Here is a 16794-nt window from a genome sequence, read left to right as displayed (position 1 = left end):
ATAATGTAATTGGCGATATTATAAACCGTTAGGTGCAGGCTGGAAATGGACAGTTTGTGTTTGGCCACGTTTTTTACTGTGTCTTTAATAGCAGAGAATTAATATTGCGATTTATTTTTGATTGCTAAAATTTAGGCAATAAAAAAGGTAGCCTAAGCTACCTTTTTAGTGATTAATTTAAAAATTATTTGGTTTTTTGTTTTTCCATGCCAGAGAAGATTATTTTCATTTGTACAATTGAAATAATGTTACTGACTAACCAGTAAAGAACTAACCCTGAAGGGAACCAGAAAAAGAATACAGTAAACATAACTGGCATATATTGCATGATTTTCTGTTGCATAGGATCTTGCACTGTCATTGGCTGCATCTTCTGCATAATGAACATACTGATACCCATTAATACCGGTAAAATATAGTAAGGGTCTTGTGCTGATAAATCTTGGATCCATAGCATAAATGGCGCATGGCGTAATTCCACACTTTCTAAAAATACCCAATAAAGTGCTAAGAAAATTGGCATTTGAATGAGTAAAGGTAAACAACCACCTGCTGGGTTAACTTTCTCTTTACGGTATAGCTCCATCATGGCTTGTGACATTTTTTGTCTATCATCACCAAAGCGTTCTTTAAGTTGCGTCATTTTTGGTTGTAAATTACGCATTTTTGCCATTGAGGTATATTGAGCTTTTGTTAATGGATACATACCACCTTTAACAATTAGAGTGATGATAATAATAGCAACACCCCAGTTGGCCACAACAGATTGGATTTTGATCAGTAGCCAGAATAACGGTTGGCTGATCATAAATAAGAAACCATAGTCGATAGTTAAATCAAGGTTTTCTTCAATGCTTTCAAGTACGTCTTGATCTTTTGGACCTACATAGAAAGTAGCTGAAGTTGTAGCTGTACTATTAGGTTCTACCGTAATAGCTGGAGCTTTAAAGCCGATAATTGCGTCTCTATTTGCTGAGTACAAGCTATATAGTTGATTAGTTGCTGATTTTTCAGGTACCCAAGATGAAACAAAGTAGTGTTGTAACATAGCTACCCAACCACCTTGTGTTGACACATTTAGATTTTTATCTTCAATATCATCAAAATCATATTTTTCATAAACGTCTTCAGTTGTTGAATACGCTGTGCCTTTATAAGTTGGGATCAAACCACTTGAAGTATCAATCAGGGTTGTTTGTTTAAGTTGACCATACATTTGTACGCTTGCAGGTGCACTCGCATTGTTTTTGATAATGTACTCGACGTTAATTGCGTAACTATCATGGTTGAATGTAAAACGCTTAGTTACTGATAAGCCTGCTGCGTCAACATAATTAAGGTCAACCATTAACGGCGCATCGGCAGATGTTTGGTATGACGTAGCTGAAGTTTGATATACCGGACGGCCTTGAATAACACGGTCTAAACCTTGCGCACCCGTTAAACCACTTTGCGCCACGTAACGGTTAGTATCATTACGTAAAATGGTAAATGGAACACCATTGCCTTGTTCGGTATCAAATTTTAAAAGCTTAGCTTCAATAATGTCGCCGCCATTGGTATCAATTTTTAATGCCAAGACATCGCTTGTAATTGAAATTATTGTTGCAGAAGCGGTTGTTGTTTCATTATTTATTGGTGACGCTGTTGCTGAAGACTCAGGAACAAAATCGCCGTTACTTGGTGTTGTGGTTGTTTGTTGAGTTACTGCTGGTTGCTCAATTACAGGAGCATTGTCTAGTTGCCATTGGTTAAATAGCAAATAGGTAACAACCATAAGCGCAATAAAAAGAAAACCGCGTTGAGATTCCATAGTGTCTTATTTCTCTTTTTTTGATAGTGGCACGGGATCATGTCCTCCCGCATTTAATGGATGGCATTTTAGTATACGTTTGCCTGCTAACCAACAACCTTTTATCACACCGAAGCGATTAATTGCTTCAATAGCATAAAATGAACAAGTTGGATCAAATCGACAATTGGGACCAAGCAGTGGGCTAAGCCAACGCTGGTAAGCTTTTACTAAAGTAATTGCTATTTTTTGTGGCGTTGAATTATTTCTCGCCATATTTTTTCCAATTGCTGATTAATTTGTTTATTGTCGAGTTTATCTGTACCCGATTTTACCATAACAACTATATCTATATGGGGGAGATTATGTTGATTTAAACGGAAACTTTCACGAATTTGTCGTTTAATACGATTTCGTTGAACAGCAAGTTTGACGCGTTTTTTAGCTATGGCTAAACCTAAGCGATTATTATTATCAGAATTTGGTGTGACGAGTATGGTGATGTGGCTTGAGCCAAAACGTAGAGGTTTTGAAAATACAGCTTGAAATTGACCGGGAGTCAAAAGACGAGACTCCCGATTAAATTCATAAGTAACCATGTTGGTTACCAATTTTTTAACTTAAACTACGAGTTAAAAATTATGCACTAAGGCTTGCGCGGCCTTTAGCACGACGACGTGCAATTACAGCACGACCGTTTTTCGTAGCCATGCGAGCACGGAAGCCATGGTTGCGCTTACGCTTTAATACACTAGGTTGAAATGTTCTTTTCATTACGCTAATCCGTCTGTTGTTGTTGCCCTGGCAAAACAGCCTTCATGAGCACACTGGGTCTAAAAATGAGGCGAAATTCTATATAGAGAAGCAAGCTTTGTCAATGTTTATTCTTTAGCAAATTTAAAAAGATCTTAGCGGGATCGTGTTGATCTAAAAAGTATCCACAGTTTTATAACAAAAGGGTGAAATTGATTACGAATTATTTCAATTTGGCAATCATAATTAAATCGTATATTTAAAGTTTTTTAGCATTATTTTGCTATAAAAAATTGAGCTAAAGCCTATTATTATTGAGTTTGTAAAAAATAAATGTAAATAAACCGTGATTATTGAAATGTCAATATTGATGTTGTGGATAACTATAGTGATAATAGAGTCATTAAAAAAATTATTATCTTTTTCTCTGTTATTGCTTTAGCGCAAGTTTTTTGTTGCGTAAATAATGATGCAGGAAGCATAGTATTATCAGGAGTCGGTTGTTGGATCATTCACTTTGGCAAAAATGTTTGTCTGTTCTTCAAGAAGAATTACCCGCGCAGCAATTTAGTATGTGGATACGTCCATTACAATGTGTGGTTACTGATAATATAATGACGTTATACGCGCCAAACCGTTTTGTTTTAGATTGGGTTAGAGATAAATACGTTAACCGCATTAATGAATTAGTTGGTATGCAAGATACAGCTAACCCACCATTACTGCGTTTTGACGTAGGCAGTATTCCAGATCAAACGTCGAATATTAAAGATAGTATTAGTCAAATTCAGCCAAATCAAAAAGTAGCAAATAAAGAAGCTAGTGCACCTGAAAGCAACTTACCTAAAACAACTAATGTCAGAGTTAAATATACTTTTGATAACTTTGTAGAAGGTAAGTCAAATCAATTGGCCCGTGCTGCAGCATCGCAAGTAGCTGATAATCCAGGCGCAGCATACAATCCGCTATTTATATACGGTGGTACAGGTTTAGGTAAAACCCATTTATTGCACGCTGTTGGTAATGGTATTTTGCTAAATAAGCCAAATGCTAAAATTGCTTACATGCACTCTGAGCGTTTTGTACAAGACATGGTAAGAGCGTTACAAAATAACGCTATGGAAAAATTTAAACAATACTATCGCTCGGTTGATGCCTTACTAATAGATGATATTCAGTTTTTTGCTGGTAAAGATAGAACACAAGAAGAGTTTTTTCATACCTTCAACGCTTTATTGGAAGGTAATCAACAGATCATACTAACCAGTGATCGTTACCCTAAAGAAGTGGATGTTGAGGATCGTTTAAAATCTCGTTTTGGTTGGGGTCTAACTATTGCTATTGAACCTCCTGAGCTAGAAACCCGCGTAGCAATATTAAAACGCAAAGCTGAAGAAAGTCATATCAACTTAGCTGACGAAGTGGCATTCTTTATTGCTAAGCGTTTACGTTCAAATGTACGGGAACTTGAGGGGGCATTAAATAGGGTTATTGCTAATGCCAATTTTACTGGCCGAGCAATTACAATTGATTTTGTTCGAGAAGCATTACGTGATTTATTGGCATTACAAGACAAGCTAGTTACTATTGATAACATTCAACGCACTGTGGCCGAATATTATAAAATTAAAGTTGCTGATTTGCTTTCAAAAAGAAGAAATAGATCTGTTGCTAGACCTCGTCAAATTGCAATGGCATTATCTAAGGAGTTAACTAATCATAGTTTACCTGAAATTGGTGATGCATTTGGTGGTAGGGATCACACAACGGTATTGCATGCGTGTCGTAAAGTGAAGGATTTACGTGAAGAGTCGCATGATATTAAAGAAGATTATTCAAATTTAACAAGAACATTGTCATCATAATAATAAGTAAGTTTAAAGTGGGTCAAAAATGAAATTTTCATTAAGTAGAGAATTACTGCTAAAACCTTTGTTGTTGGTTTCAGGTGCTGTTGAGCGTAAAAGTACTTTACCTATTTTGGGTAATATACTTTTTGATGTAAGTGGGCAATCACTTACCTTGACAGCTACGGATTTAGAGCTTGAAATGGTAGCCTATGCTGTTATTGATAACCATGCTGAAGACGGTAAAGTTACAATTCCGGCTCGAAAACTTTTAGATATTTGTAAAAGCTTACCTGATGATTCAACACTTACTTTTGAGTCCGACAATGACGTTATAAAGATTAGTACTGGTCGCAGTAAATACTCGCTTTCCACATTACCCGCAAGTGATTTTCCCAATATCGAACAATGGCAGGGCGATGTAGAGTTTAAGTTACTAAAGTCTGAATTATTGCGTTTAATAGAAAGTACTCATTTTTCTATGGCAAATCAAGATGTTAGGTATTATTTAAACGGTATGTCTATTGAAACAGAAGGTAAAGAAATTCGTTCTGTTGCAACTGACGGTCATCGTTTAGCCATTTGTAAAATATCTAACGAGGAGCTCGAACTACCATCTCGTCAAGTGATTGTGCCACGTAAAGGTATTCTAGAAATTATTCGCTTACTCAATCCTGTCGATGAAACAGTTCAAGTGTTTTTAGGCTCAAATCATATACGAATAATTGATAGCGAGTTTTCTTTTACTAGTAAGCTTGTTGATGGTCGCTTTCCTGATTATCGCCGCGTACTACCACGCAATGGCGATAAAATTCTTAACGCAAATAAAGATGAGCTGAGACAAGTTTTGTCTCGTGCATCAATTTTGTCTAATGAAAAGTTTAAAGGTGTTCGCCTTAATTTTTCTGCTACAGAATTAAAAATTACAGCTAATAATCCAGAGCAGGAACAAGCGGAAGAAGTTATTGAAATAAGTTTTCCGTACGATGACGTTGAGATAGGCTTTAACGTTAGTTATGTTCTTGATGTATTAAATGCCATCAAGGAAACTGACGTTAAGTTTACGTTAGCAGATGCTAATAGTAGTGTTGTTATTGAAGGTGGAGAGTCAGGCGAAGCTTTATACGTAGTTATGCCAATGCGATTGTAATGGCGGTAAATAAGCTATTTGTTGGGGATTTTCGTAATATTGAAAATGCCTCGCTAGATTTACATTCTGATGTGAATTTTATTATCGGTGATAACGGTAGTGGTAAAAGTAGTTTATTAGAAGCTATTTTTTATTTGGGGCATGGAAAGTCTTTTCGCAGTGCCAAAATAGAGAATTTACTTCAGCATAATAAATCTAGTTTTGTTGTAAGCGCTAAGACAGATAGAGATTGTCAACTTGGTGTCCGTAAAGTATTTGATTCAAGTGCCGGTAATACCGAAATTAGAATTGATGGTGAGAAACAAGCTAAACTGTCTTCTCTTGCAAAAAATGTAGCAGTACAGGTTATTACGCCTGAAAGTTTTAAGTTGTTTTTTGGTGGCCCTAAACAACGTCGTCGCTTTATTGATTTGGGATTGTTTCACGTGAAACATTCCTTTTCGGATGTATGGCGAGAGTTCTCAAGAATACTAAAACAGCGAAATGCCTGTTTAAGAAATAAAACGGATGATGCCACGTTAACTTACTGGACTGATATATTCGCAGATAGTTCACAGCAAATTGCAGATCTGAGAGCAGGTTATGTATCAGAGTTGACTAATGAGTTAAGTTTTTGGCTAAAAGTCATGTTACCTTCGGTATCTGATGATATAGTAATTCAATACCTGCAAGGTTGGAATTCAAAGAAAAGCTTGCTCGAGGTGTTATCGCAATATCGAGAGAAAGAACTAGCAACCGGTTATAGTTTGTTTGGCGCACAAAAATTTGATGTTCGTTTTATTTTAAACGGTACTTCGTTAGATAATCAATTATCACGAGGTCAACAAAAGTTGTTTTTACTGGCGTTAACTTTTGCACAAGCAAAGTTAATAGAAAGAGTTAACCGAGTAAAACCAATTTTATTAATTGATGATGTCGGCGCGGAATTGGATAGCAATTCCAGAACATTATTAAGTAAAGCAGTTAAGGCAATTGATTGCCAAATTATTGTAACTGCAATTGATAAAGCAGCAGTGGAGCAATTAGTTCCATTAGAAAAAAACTACAAAATGTTTCACGTGAAACATGGCAAACTATCAGTAATGAGTGAGTAGGCTATAAGCTATGACAATAGAAAATGAATATGACTCGGCTAGTATTAAGGTACTAAAAGGCCTAGATGCAGTTCGTAAACGACCAGGGATGTATATAGGTGATACCGATGATGGCACAGGTTTGCATCACATGGTATTTGAGGTGTTGGATAACTCAATTGATGAAGCTCTTGCAGGTCACTGTAGTGATATTATTGTTAAAATCCACCTCGATGGTTCCGTCTCAGTAAAAGATGACGGCCGCGGTATACCGACAGAAATTCACCCTGAAGAAGGTGTTTCAGCGGCAGAAGTTATTATGACTGTACTTCACGCTGGTGGTAAATTTGGCGGAGAAGACTCTGGCTATAAAGTTTCTGGTGGCTTACACGGTGTAGGTATTTCAGTAGTAAATGCATTAAGTAGTAAACTAAAACTTAATATTCGCAGAGAAGGCAAATTATTTGAACAAGTCTATCATGCGGGTGTACCTGAAGAGCCTCTTAAAATTGTTGGTGAAAGCGACAAAACGGGAACAGAAGTTCGCTTTTGGCCAAGTGAAGAAACATTCTCTGATGTAGTATTTCATTACGACTTACTAGTAAAAAGAATTCGTGAATTATCTTTCTTAAACTCAGGCGTTTCAATTCGACTTATTGACGAACGAGAAGAAGGTAAAGAAGATCATTTCTATTTTGAAGGTGGTATTCAAGCCTTTGTAGACTACTTAAATACAAATAAAACGCCAGTCAATGAAGAAATTTTTTACTTCGACTTAGAGCGAGAAGATGGCATTGTTGTTGAAGTTGCAATGCAATGGAACGATGGTTTCCAAGAGAGCATTCATTGTTTCACTAACAACATTCCACAGCGCGATGGTGGTACTCATTTAAGTGGATTTAGAACGGCATTAACCCGTACGCTTAATAGTTACATGGTTAAAGAAGGTTTAAATAAAACCAAAAAAGGTGGTAGTACAGAAACTAGTGCTTCAGGTGATGATGCTCGTGAAGGACTAACGGCTGTTATATCTGTTAAAGTTCCTGATCCTAAATTCTCTTCTCAAACTAAAGATAAGCTTGTTTCATCAGAAGTTAAAACAGCTGTTGAGCAGGCCATGGGTGAAAAGCTAGGTGAATACCTGCTAGAAAAGCCTGCAGTCGCAAGAACTATTATTATGAAAATAGTTGATGCAGCACGAGCTCGTGAAGCGGCGCGTAAAGCCCGTGAAATGACCCGTCGGAAAGGCGCTTTAGATATCGCAGGTTTACCTGGAAAGTTAGCAGATTGTCAGGAAAAAGACCCAGCTCTTTCAGAACTTTATATTGTGGAAGGGGACTCTGCTGGCGGCTCAGCCAAGCAGGGACGTAACCGTAAAAACCAAGCTATCTTGCCGTTAAAAGGTAAAATCCTTAACGTTGAAAAAGCTCGTTTTGATAAAATGATATCTTCTCAGGAAGTCGGCACTCTTATTACCGCATTAGGTTGTGGTATCGGTCGCGACGAATATAACCCTGATAAATTGCGTTATCATAGTATCATCATCATGACCGATGCTGATGTTGATGGTTCGCACATTCGTACATTGTTATTAACGTTTTTCTATCGCCAAATGCCTGAAATTATGGAGCGTGGTTATATCTATATTGCTCAACCACCTTTATACAAAGTAAAGAAAGGTAAGCAAGAGCGCTACATAAAAGATGACGAAGGCTTGACTGAATACTTAACAACTTTAGCACTAGAAAACGCTGAAGTGCATGTTAATGAATCTGCACCAGCATTATCAGGTGTGCCGTTAGAGCAACTTGTAAATCAGTTCCGTACTACACACGAAACTATCAAACGTGTTTCACGCTTAATACCTGCAGATATTTTAGAGAAAATGATTTACGGTGATATCATTGATACCAAAGCATTTGCCAACAAAGAAAATGTTGAAACATGGACTGCTAGTATACTTAAGCAACTAGATGAACAAGATGGTAATGGCTCTATCTATACCATTGATGTTAAGCATGACCAAGAACGTAACATTTACTACCCTAGCTTTAATGTAAGAAAACACGGTATTGATACCGTATATGATTGCAACTATGAGTTTATTGAATCAAAAGAATTTGAAGCGATTCAAAGTTTAAACAAAGCTATTAATGGCCTTATGGAAGAAGGTGCCTACGTTAAACGTGGTGAAAAAATAAAACCAGTTACTAGCTTTGAAGAAGCGTTAAATTGGTTAATGGCTGAGTCAAAACGTGGTCAATACATACAACGTTATAAAGGGTTAGGTGAGATGAACCCTGATCAACTTTGGGAAACTACGATGGATCCGGAAACTCGTAGAATGCTACAAGTTACTATTGAAGATGCCATTGCTGCAGATCAGCTATTTAATACTTTGATGGGCGACCACGTAGAACCACGTAGAAACTTCATTGAAGATAACGCACTTAAAGTTGCTAACTTAGATGTTTAGCTTTTAATTGCAATAAGAAAAAATGCCCGGTCACCAAATCGGGCATTTTTTGTTTATAACCTTGCAAAAAATATCGAATAAAATTCACACATATATGCAAGGACACTAGGCTAACAAACAGACACTAGGTATAATTAGCCTAATTTGATAAATATAACTTAAAATTCGGATTCTCATGAGTACGTTTAATATAAAGACCTTTCAAGGACTAATATTGCAGTTGCAAGACTATTGGTCACGTCAAGGCTGTGTAATTGTTCAGCCATTAGATTTAGAAGTAGGTGCTGGTACATTTCATCCTATGACGTTTTTACGCTCTATTGGGCCTGAGCCAATGAGCAGTGCATATGTTCAACCGTGTCGACGTCCAACTGATGGTCGCTACGGCGAGAACCCAAACCGTTTACAGCATTATTATCAATTTCAAGTAATGTTGAAGCCATCACCTGATAATATCCAAGAACTATACCTAGATTCATTGAAAGAGTTAGGGATAGATCCGTTAGTTCATGATATTCGATTTGTTGAAGACAACTGGGAGTCACCAACGCTTGGTGCATGGGGCTTAGGCTGGGAAATCTGGCTAAACGGCATGGAAATCACTCAGTTTACTTATTTCCAGCAGGTCGGTGGACTTGAGTGTGCACCAGTAACAGGGGAAATAACTTACGGCCTAGAACGTTTAGCTATGTACATCCAAAATGTTGACAGTATCTACGACTTAGTTTGGACTGATGGCCCTATGGGTAAAGTACTTTATGGCGATGTTTTTCACCAAAATGAAGTTGAGCAATCAACTTACAATTTTGAGCATGCAGACGTTGATGACCTATTTAAGGTTTTTGACCAGTGTGAAACTGTTAGTGAAAAGCTTATTGCCGAAGGCCTAGCCTTACCAGCATATGAACAAGTTATGAAAGCATCACATGCATTTAATTTACTAGATGCACGCCATGCTATCTCGGTAACTGAACGTCAACGCTATATTCTGCGAGTTAGAGCTTTATCTAAAGCTTGTGCGGAAGCATATTATGCAAAACGAGAAGAACTTGGTTTCCCTCTTTGTAAAAATAACAGTGCCAATGGGGCTTCAACAGGGGGGCAATCAAAATGACCACAGAAACGTTACTAATTGAATTGGGTACGGAAGAATTACCACCTAAGTCTCTGCAAACACTTGCGATTACTTTTTTCGAGCAAATTAAATTACAACTTGATACGGCAAAGTTGTCTTACAGTGATATCCAATGGTATGCAACACCACGCCGTTTAGCAGTAAAGGTTTCTGATTTAGTTGCAAGCCAGCAAGATAAAGCGATTGAAAAACGCGGGCCGGCAGTTAATGTTGCCTTTGATGCCGATGGTAATCCAAGCCGAGCGGCAGAAGGTTGGGCTCGTTCAAATGGTATTACTGTTGCCGATGCTGAGCGTTTAGTTACCGATAAAGGCGAATGGCTATTACATAAAACAGTAGAGCAAGGTAAGCATATTGAGCTGCTAATTCCTGATATGGTTAACGTTGCAGTAAGTAAATTACCTGTACCTAAGCCTATGCGTTGGGGCGCTGGTAGAACGCAATTTATCCGCCCAGTTCATACCTTAACTATGCTTTATGGTGATAAAATAATTGCTGGCGAAACACTAAATGTTAATGCTAATAATCTAGTGACGGGTCACCGATTCCATCACCATGGATTAGTGGCAATTGATCATGCAGATAATTATGAAGCCATTATGCGAGAAGCATTTGTAGTGGTTGACTATCAAGAGCGTAAAGCAACCATTTTAGAGCAAATCAATAATGCAGCTAAGGAAATTGGTGGTATTGCATTACCTGACGATGAACTTTTAGATGAAGTTACCTCTATTGTTGAATGGCCAGTAATTCTCGTTGGTAGCTTCGATGAAGAATTTCTTGATGTACCAGCAGAGCCACTAATTTATTCTATGAAAGATCATCAAAAGTACTTTCCTGTAACAAATTCTGATGGTAAGTTATTGAATAAGTTCATTTTTGTTTCAAATATCGCCAGTAAAGACCCTAGTCAAGTTATTAAAGGTAACGAAAAGGTTATTCGTCCTCGCTTAGCTGATGCAGAATTTTTCTTTAAAACAGATAAAAAACAAACGCTTGAGTCAAGATTAGCAAGTTTAGAGTCGGTTTTATTCCAAAAGCAGTTAGGTACAGTAAAAGCTAAGTCGGAAAGAATTGCCAGCTTGAGTGAGTTTGTTGCTGAGAAAATTGGTGATGATAAAGCTTTAGCTTATCGTGCTGGTCTACTAAGTAAAACTGATTTACTGTCTGATATGGTACTTGAATTCCCGCAGGTACAAGGCACTATGGGTAAGTACTACGCTCAACATGATGGTGAACCTGAAGCTGTTGCACAGGCGTTAGAAGATCAATATCGTCCGCGTTATGCCGGAGATACTTTACCTGAGCAAACAATTGGTTGTGCTGTGGCTATTGCGGATAAAGTTGACACTTTAGTAGGTATATTTGGTATTAACCAGCCACCTAAAGGTGACAAAGACCCATTTGCGCTACGTCGGGCAGCAATTGGTTTAATTCGTATCATTATCGAAAAGCAATTGGATCTAGATATTGCTGAATTAATTGCAAAAAGTGTTGAATTGTACCAAGACAAATTGTCGAACGACGCTGTAGCTCAACAAGTTCTTGAGTTTGTTCTAGGTCGTTACCGTGCCTATTATCAAGATCAGAACATTGCGATTGATGTTATTTTAGCAGTATTGGCCAACGCACCATCTGCCCCTTTAGATTTTGACAAACGCATTCATGCTGTAACCCACTTTAAAGCATTGGAAGAGTCTGCCACTTTAGCTGCGGCGAATAAACGTGTTGGCAATATTCTAGTGAAGTTTAAAGGTGAATTATTTACTGAATTTAAACAAAACTTAGCTAGTGAAAGTGCTGAGAAAGCATTAGCTACCGTTTTTGCTGATGTAAAACAGCAAGTGCTACCGTTAATGGCAGCGAAAGATTATCAAAATGCGTTAGCTGAATTAGCAACACTTAAGCAGCCTATAGATAACTTTTTTGATAATGTGATGGTTATGGCGGATGATGAAGAAGTGAAAACAAACCGCTTAACTCTGTTGAGTGAAATAAGAAGTAGCTTTTTCGCTATTGCTGATATTTCATTACTGCAATAATTTAAGTTGTATTTTAAACGTAAAAAAGGAACGCAAAAGCGTTCCTTTTTCTTTTTTAAACGATTGTTTCTTATAAGCCTTTTTGAATAATATACTGAAAGGGCATTTCAGTAGTTTGTTGCTTAATTAGTTGATGTTCCATAAAGCGACAAAAACTAGGAATATCGCGTGCCGTTGAGGGGTCATCAGCGGTAACAAGTAATGTTTCACCGGTTGCAATTTTGCGAATTTTTTGGCGTAACATCATCACGGGCTCAGGGCAGCGTAAGCCAATGGCATCTAATTGATGATCTGTTTTTGGTAATGATGTTGAGCTCATTTGTCACCTTATTTAACTAGCGCCTCTGTAAATTAGAAATATAAGCGCTCACGTATACCGACTACATTTCGGCAAGTTTATCTGCTCAAGCGCAGGAAGCAACCGTAATTGGCATTTTTTTGTTATTTATACTCTAGCTCATTAATTAATATCAATAATTACAACTATTTTAATAATTATTTTTGATTAAACTTGCTTTGTAATTGTAGGAGTGAATAATTGATGCATGCATCTTTTTTCCAAGGTAAACCAATGCCGCTAATTCGCTTTGCTTCTATTAGCAAGTACGCAAAAACTGTTTTCTTTAGCTGTATTTTCCTGAGCCCTTTATCACAAGCGAGTGAACAAAGCTTACAGCGTAAAACTTTTTTGCAAGCTGAAAAGCAAATATGGAACGCGAGTTCCAGTACATATCAAAATTTATATGACCAGCTACATTATTACCCATTGCAGCCGTATCTAGACCAAAAAAGGCTGATGACTAAAATAAAACTATCGTCAGCCAATGAGATTAGCGAATTTCTTAATGAATATGAAGGTACACCGTTAGATTGGCCACTACGGAAAAAATGGTTAAATTATTTGGCAAAGCGTAAAAAAGCACTGCTTTTTCAAAACTATTTTAAGCCAACCAGCAATGTAGAATTAACCTGTCAGTATTATCGCTTTCAATTACAAACAGGTGTCTCACCGTCGCGGATATTACCTAAAGTAACTAAGCTTTGGTTGGCGGGCAAATCACAGCCAAAAGTTTGTGACCCACTTTTTGAACGCTGGCAAGCAGCCGGATATAGAACAAAAGATATAGTGTGGCAGCGTATAGCTTTGGCGGCAGACGGTGGCAAGCATACCTTAATTCCTTATCTTACTAAATTACTGCCGACCAATGAGCAGTATCTAGCAAAACTATGGCATAAAGTTAGAAGAGATCCGAGTTATGTTAAGCGTTTAGCAAAATTCAAGAATAAATCTGAAAAAGCTGCAACTATAGTTACTTACGGCCTAAAACGCTTAATTTGGCGTTCACCAAAATTGGCTCTTGATACCTATAAAGTTGCTAAAACATTATTGCCATTTACCGTTGAACAACAACAGCAAATAACCTTGAAGTTTGCTTTAGCGTTAGCGAGTAAAAATCACCAACAAGCCCATGAGTGGTTAAATAAAGTTGATGAGAAGCTATTCACTAGTAATTTAACGCAATGGTATATTACTGATGCACTACGAGAGCAAAATTGGCAGCATATTAAAACTAAGTTACTTAAGCTACCAAAATCAACGCAAGAGAGCTTACAGTGGCGTTATTGGTATAGTAGAAGTTTATTGGAAACTAATGAAGTCGCGGCGGGCAACCAGCAGCTAAACGAATTGGCTAATAGTCGTCATTATTATGGCTTTTTAGCCGCAAGCTACTTGAACAAGCCGGCAAACTTTCAAAATAAACCGTTAACGGTTACGGAACAGGAAAAAGCGCTAATACTTAAAAGCCCTGCGGCAAAAAGAGCCTTTGAGTTATTTGCACTCGGTCGTTTTCATCATGCCCGTAAAGAGTGGAATTATTGGTTATCGAAATTAACCAAGCGCGATAAATTAGTGGCGTCAAAAATCGCTCATGAAATGCAATGGTATGATCGCGCCATTTTCACATTGGCGAGAGAAGGTTATTTAGATGATATAAACTTGCGCTTTCCTTTGGGGTATGAGGAAGAAATTAAACGCTATGCTGGTCATCAAAAAATTAATCCAGCATGGGCTTTTGCCATTACTCGTCGAGAAAGCTCTTTTATGTCAGATGCAAACTCATCTGCTGGTGCCAAGGGGCTAATGCAAGTTATGCCAGGTACAGCAAAACAGTTGGCACGAAAAAAGGTTTCAAATAGAGAATTAATGACCGCAAAACACAATATTAAACTAGGTACTAAATATTTGCGTAATTTACTTGACCGCCATGATGGCAATCAAGTACTGGCAACAGCGGCGTATAATGCTGGGCCATATCGAGTAAAAAAATGGCTTAAAGATGGCAAGCCATTACCTGCGGATGTATGGATAGAGACCATTCCATTTAAAGAAACACGTGAATATGTCAAAAGCGTATTGGCTTATCAGCAAATATACCAACAAAAAGTTGGGGTGGCAGAGTCTCTCTTTGATCAAATTACTAGTATGAATATCAGTAACAAATAAAAGTCATCAGTAAACTATTAAAGCGCTATAATATGCCAATAGAAACACAGAGATAAATTAAATGAATACATTAGCTAAATTATATCCAGCCCATGTTGTTGAGTTACAAAGCCGAGTTAAAACCGCATTATCAAGAGATAATTTAGATGGTTTAGTTATTCATTCCGGCCAAGAAATCAAAGCTTTTCTTGATGATAACAGTTATCCATTTCGAGTTAATCCACACTTTAAGGCATGGCTGCCTTTAGTTGATATTCCAAACTGTTGGTTATTACTTAATGGTACTGATAAACCAATCTTAATTTATTACCAACCGATAGACTTTTGGCATAAAGTTATCCCATTAACTGATGATTACTGGAATGAATTTTTTGATATTAAAATTCTAAAAAATCCTAGTGAAGTTGATAAGTTATTGCCTTACGACAAAAAAGGCTTCGCTTATATCGGCGCACATATTGAAGTGGCTAAAGCGTTAGGTTTTGAACAAATAAACCCAGAAGGGTTGATTAACTATCTTCATTACCATCGAGCATATAAAACTCCTTACGAACAAGAATGCATGCGTAAATCAAATGCCATTGCTGTTGCAGGTCATAAAGCGGCAAAAGCAGCTTTCTTAGCAGGTTCCTCGGAATATGATATTCAGCAAGCTTACCTAAAAGCTACTCAGCATGTTGAAAGCGAAACACCATATGGCAATATAGTCGCGTTAAATGAAAATACCTCAATATTACATTACACCGCATTAGAGCGCGGCGTACCGCAAGCTCATAGATCATTTTTAATTGATGCAGGCGCTAACTTTCATGGTTATGCATCCGATATCACTAGAACTTATTCATTTAAACGCGATAAGTTTGCTGAGTTAATTGCTCGTATGGACGAATTAATGCTTAAAGCTGTCGATGGCTTAAAGCCAGGTGTTAGTTATGTAGACTTACATATTGCGACATATAGAGAAATTGGCAAAGTGCTTCGAGACTTTAATTTTATTAATGTTGACGCCGACACAGCTGTTGAAGCGGGTATTGTTTCAACTTTCTTCCCGCATGGCCTAGGTCATCATTTAGGGCTGCAAGTTCATGATGTAGGTGGTTTTATGGCAGATGAGCGTGGCACTCATGTTAATACACCTGAACAACATGCCTTTTTAAGAACCTCAAGAATTATTGAAGCTAATCAGGTGTTTACCATAGAGCCAGGTTTATATTTTATTGAGTCACTGCTTGCAGATTTAAAGCAGTCTGCACATGCCGATATGGTTCATTGGCAAAATGTAGATGCGATGCGCCCATTTGGCGGTATCCGTATTGAGGACAATATTATTGTTCATCAATCACATAATGAAAATATGACCCGTGATTTAGCATTAACTTAAGTTAAATATAGTGTCTACGCCATACACCATAGCGGCTGAAGAGGTTATCGATGAAACGATAGTAACTCGCAGCCGTTTTATTTGCTATTTAAAACCGTGTGCTAGTGCTGTGCAAGCAAAGGCATATATTAAAGAGCTCCAGGTTTTGCACCCACAAGCAAATCACCATTGTTATGCCTTTATCGCTGGTCGACCTGAAAATAGTCAACTGTATGGTTTTTCAGATGATGGTGAGCCTTCTGGCACAGCAGGAAAACCTATGTTAACTATGCTAATGGGCAGTGGTGTCGGTGAAATTTGCGCGATTGTTGTACGTTACTTTGGTGGCACAAAATTAGGGCCAGGAGGTTTACAAAGAGCATATGGGGGTAGCGTTAAGCAGGCACTAACACTTTTAACAACAAAGTTAAAAATTCCTATGGTGCGCAAAACTTTAGCGTGTCAATATACACAAGTGAATGATGTTTTGTATTTTCTCGAACAGTTAGGTGGAGAAGTTATAAAGCAAGACTACAATGAAAACGTACAGTTAACACTCGCGTTACCAGATGAAAAGCTTGCAGACTTTCAACAACAGTTGCAAACATTGTCATCAGGAAAACTACAACTGAAAACGATTACTGAAAAATAATAATAAAC

General features: G+C 37.6%; 14 protein-coding genes. 9 read left to right on the top strand and 5 right to left on the bottom strand.

All coding sequences use genetic code 11. The annotated features are described in order from the left end of the window. Positions 1-184: 184 nt before the first annotated feature. Genes yidC through rpmH form a run of 4 tightly spaced genes read right to left on the bottom strand, consistent with a single transcriptional unit; the run spans position 185 to position 2566 of the window. Positions 185-1813, bottom strand: a complete 1629-nt coding sequence (gene yidC / locus AC27HL_RS00165; protein WP_487078042.1) for a membrane protein insertase YidC — start codon at positions 1811-1813, stop codon at positions 185-187. 6 nt (positions 1814-1819) lie between these two features. Further along, positions 1820-2068 carry a membrane protein insertion efficiency factor YidD gene (yidD, locus tag AC27HL_RS00160; protein ID WP_487078041.1) on the bottom strand — a complete coding sequence of 83 codons (249 nt, stop codon included), beginning with the start codon at positions 2066-2068 and terminating at the stop codon, positions 1820-1822. Next, positions 2035-2391, bottom strand: a complete 357-nt coding sequence (rnpA, locus tag AC27HL_RS00155; RefSeq protein ID WP_487078039.1) for a ribonuclease P protein component — start codon at positions 2389-2391, stop codon at positions 2035-2037. The genes yidD and rnpA overlap by 34 nt, the downstream gene beginning before the upstream one ends. A gap of 40 nt (positions 2392-2431) precedes the next feature. After that, positions 2432-2566: a 50S ribosomal protein L34 gene (gene rpmH, locus AC27HL_RS00150; protein WP_033080930.1), complete on the bottom strand. Its 135-nt coding sequence runs from the start codon at positions 2564-2566 to the stop codon at positions 2432-2434. 482 nt (positions 2567-3048) lie between these two features. Here rpmH and dnaA point away from each other — a divergent pair, with 482 nt between their 5' ends. The 6 genes from dnaA (at position 3049) to glyS (ending at position 12268) form a co-directional block, all read left to right on the top strand. Then, positions 3049-4410 (top strand): chromosomal replication initiator protein DnaA, encoded by a 1362-nt coding sequence (gene dnaA / locus AC27HL_RS00145; RefSeq protein ID WP_487078038.1) that lies wholly within the window; start codon positions 3049-3051, stop codon positions 4408-4410. Between the two features lie 28 nt (positions 4411-4438). Then, positions 4439-5542 (top strand): DNA polymerase III subunit beta, encoded by a 1104-nt coding sequence (dnaN, locus tag AC27HL_RS00140; protein ID WP_487078036.1) that lies wholly within the window; start codon positions 4439-4441, stop codon positions 5540-5542. Further along, a complete protein-coding gene (gene recF, locus AC27HL_RS00135; RefSeq protein WP_487078034.1) occupies positions 5542-6636 on the top strand; it encodes a DNA replication/repair protein RecF in 1095 nt (364 codons plus the stop codon). Before dnaN ends, recF begins: the two co-directional genes overlap by 1 nt. Before the next feature lie 10 nt (positions 6637-6646). Further along, complete coding sequence (gene gyrB / locus AC27HL_RS00130; RefSeq protein WP_487078032.1) at positions 6647-9091, top strand: DNA topoisomerase (ATP-hydrolyzing) subunit B; 2445 nt, start codon at positions 6647-6649, stop codon at positions 9089-9091. A gap of 175 nt (positions 9092-9266) precedes the next feature. Then, positions 9267-10205 (top strand): glycine--tRNA ligase subunit alpha, encoded by a 939-nt coding sequence (gene glyQ / locus AC27HL_RS00125; protein ID WP_487078030.1) that lies wholly within the window; start codon positions 9267-9269, stop codon positions 10203-10205. Then, positions 10202-12268, top strand: a complete 2067-nt coding sequence (glyS, locus tag AC27HL_RS00120; protein WP_487078028.1) for a glycine--tRNA ligase subunit beta — start codon at positions 10202-10204, stop codon at positions 12266-12268. The genes glyQ and glyS overlap by 4 nt, the downstream gene beginning before the upstream one ends. Positions 12269-12338: 70 nt before the next feature. On the opposite strand, the gene tusA is transcribed toward glyS, so the two are convergent. Beyond that, the gene (gene tusA / locus AC27HL_RS00115; protein ID WP_487078026.1) at positions 12339-12587 is read right to left on the bottom strand and encodes a sulfurtransferase TusA; all 249 of its coding nucleotides are present in this window, start codon (positions 12585-12587) and stop codon (positions 12339-12341) included. 222 nt (positions 12588-12809) lie between these two features. On the opposite strand from tusA, the gene AC27HL_RS00110 reads away from it, so the two are divergent. The 3 genes from AC27HL_RS00110 to AC27HL_RS00100 all read left to right on the top strand — a co-directional run bounded on the left by AC27HL_RS00110 (position 12810) and on the right by AC27HL_RS00100 (position 16786). Further along, positions 12810-14774, top strand: a complete 1965-nt coding sequence (locus AC27HL_RS00110) for a transglycosylase SLT domain-containing protein (protein ID WP_487079853.1) — start codon at positions 12810-12812, stop codon at positions 14772-14774. 61 nt (positions 14775-14835) lie between these two features. Then, positions 14836-16155, top strand: a complete 1320-nt coding sequence (pepQ, locus tag AC27HL_RS00105) for a Xaa-Pro dipeptidase (protein WP_487078024.1) — start codon at positions 14836-14838, stop codon at positions 16153-16155. Positions 16156-16165: 10 nt separating this feature from the next. Further along, a complete protein-coding gene (locus AC27HL_RS00100) occupies positions 16166-16786 on the top strand; it encodes a YigZ family protein (protein ID WP_487078022.1) in 621 nt (206 codons plus the stop codon). Positions 16787-16794: the final 8 nt, after the last annotated feature.

The organism is Colwellia aquaemaris, assembly GCF_057548755.1.
Note: the sequence above shows the minus strand (reverse complement) of the source record. Positions and strands in the feature narration are given on the sequence as shown.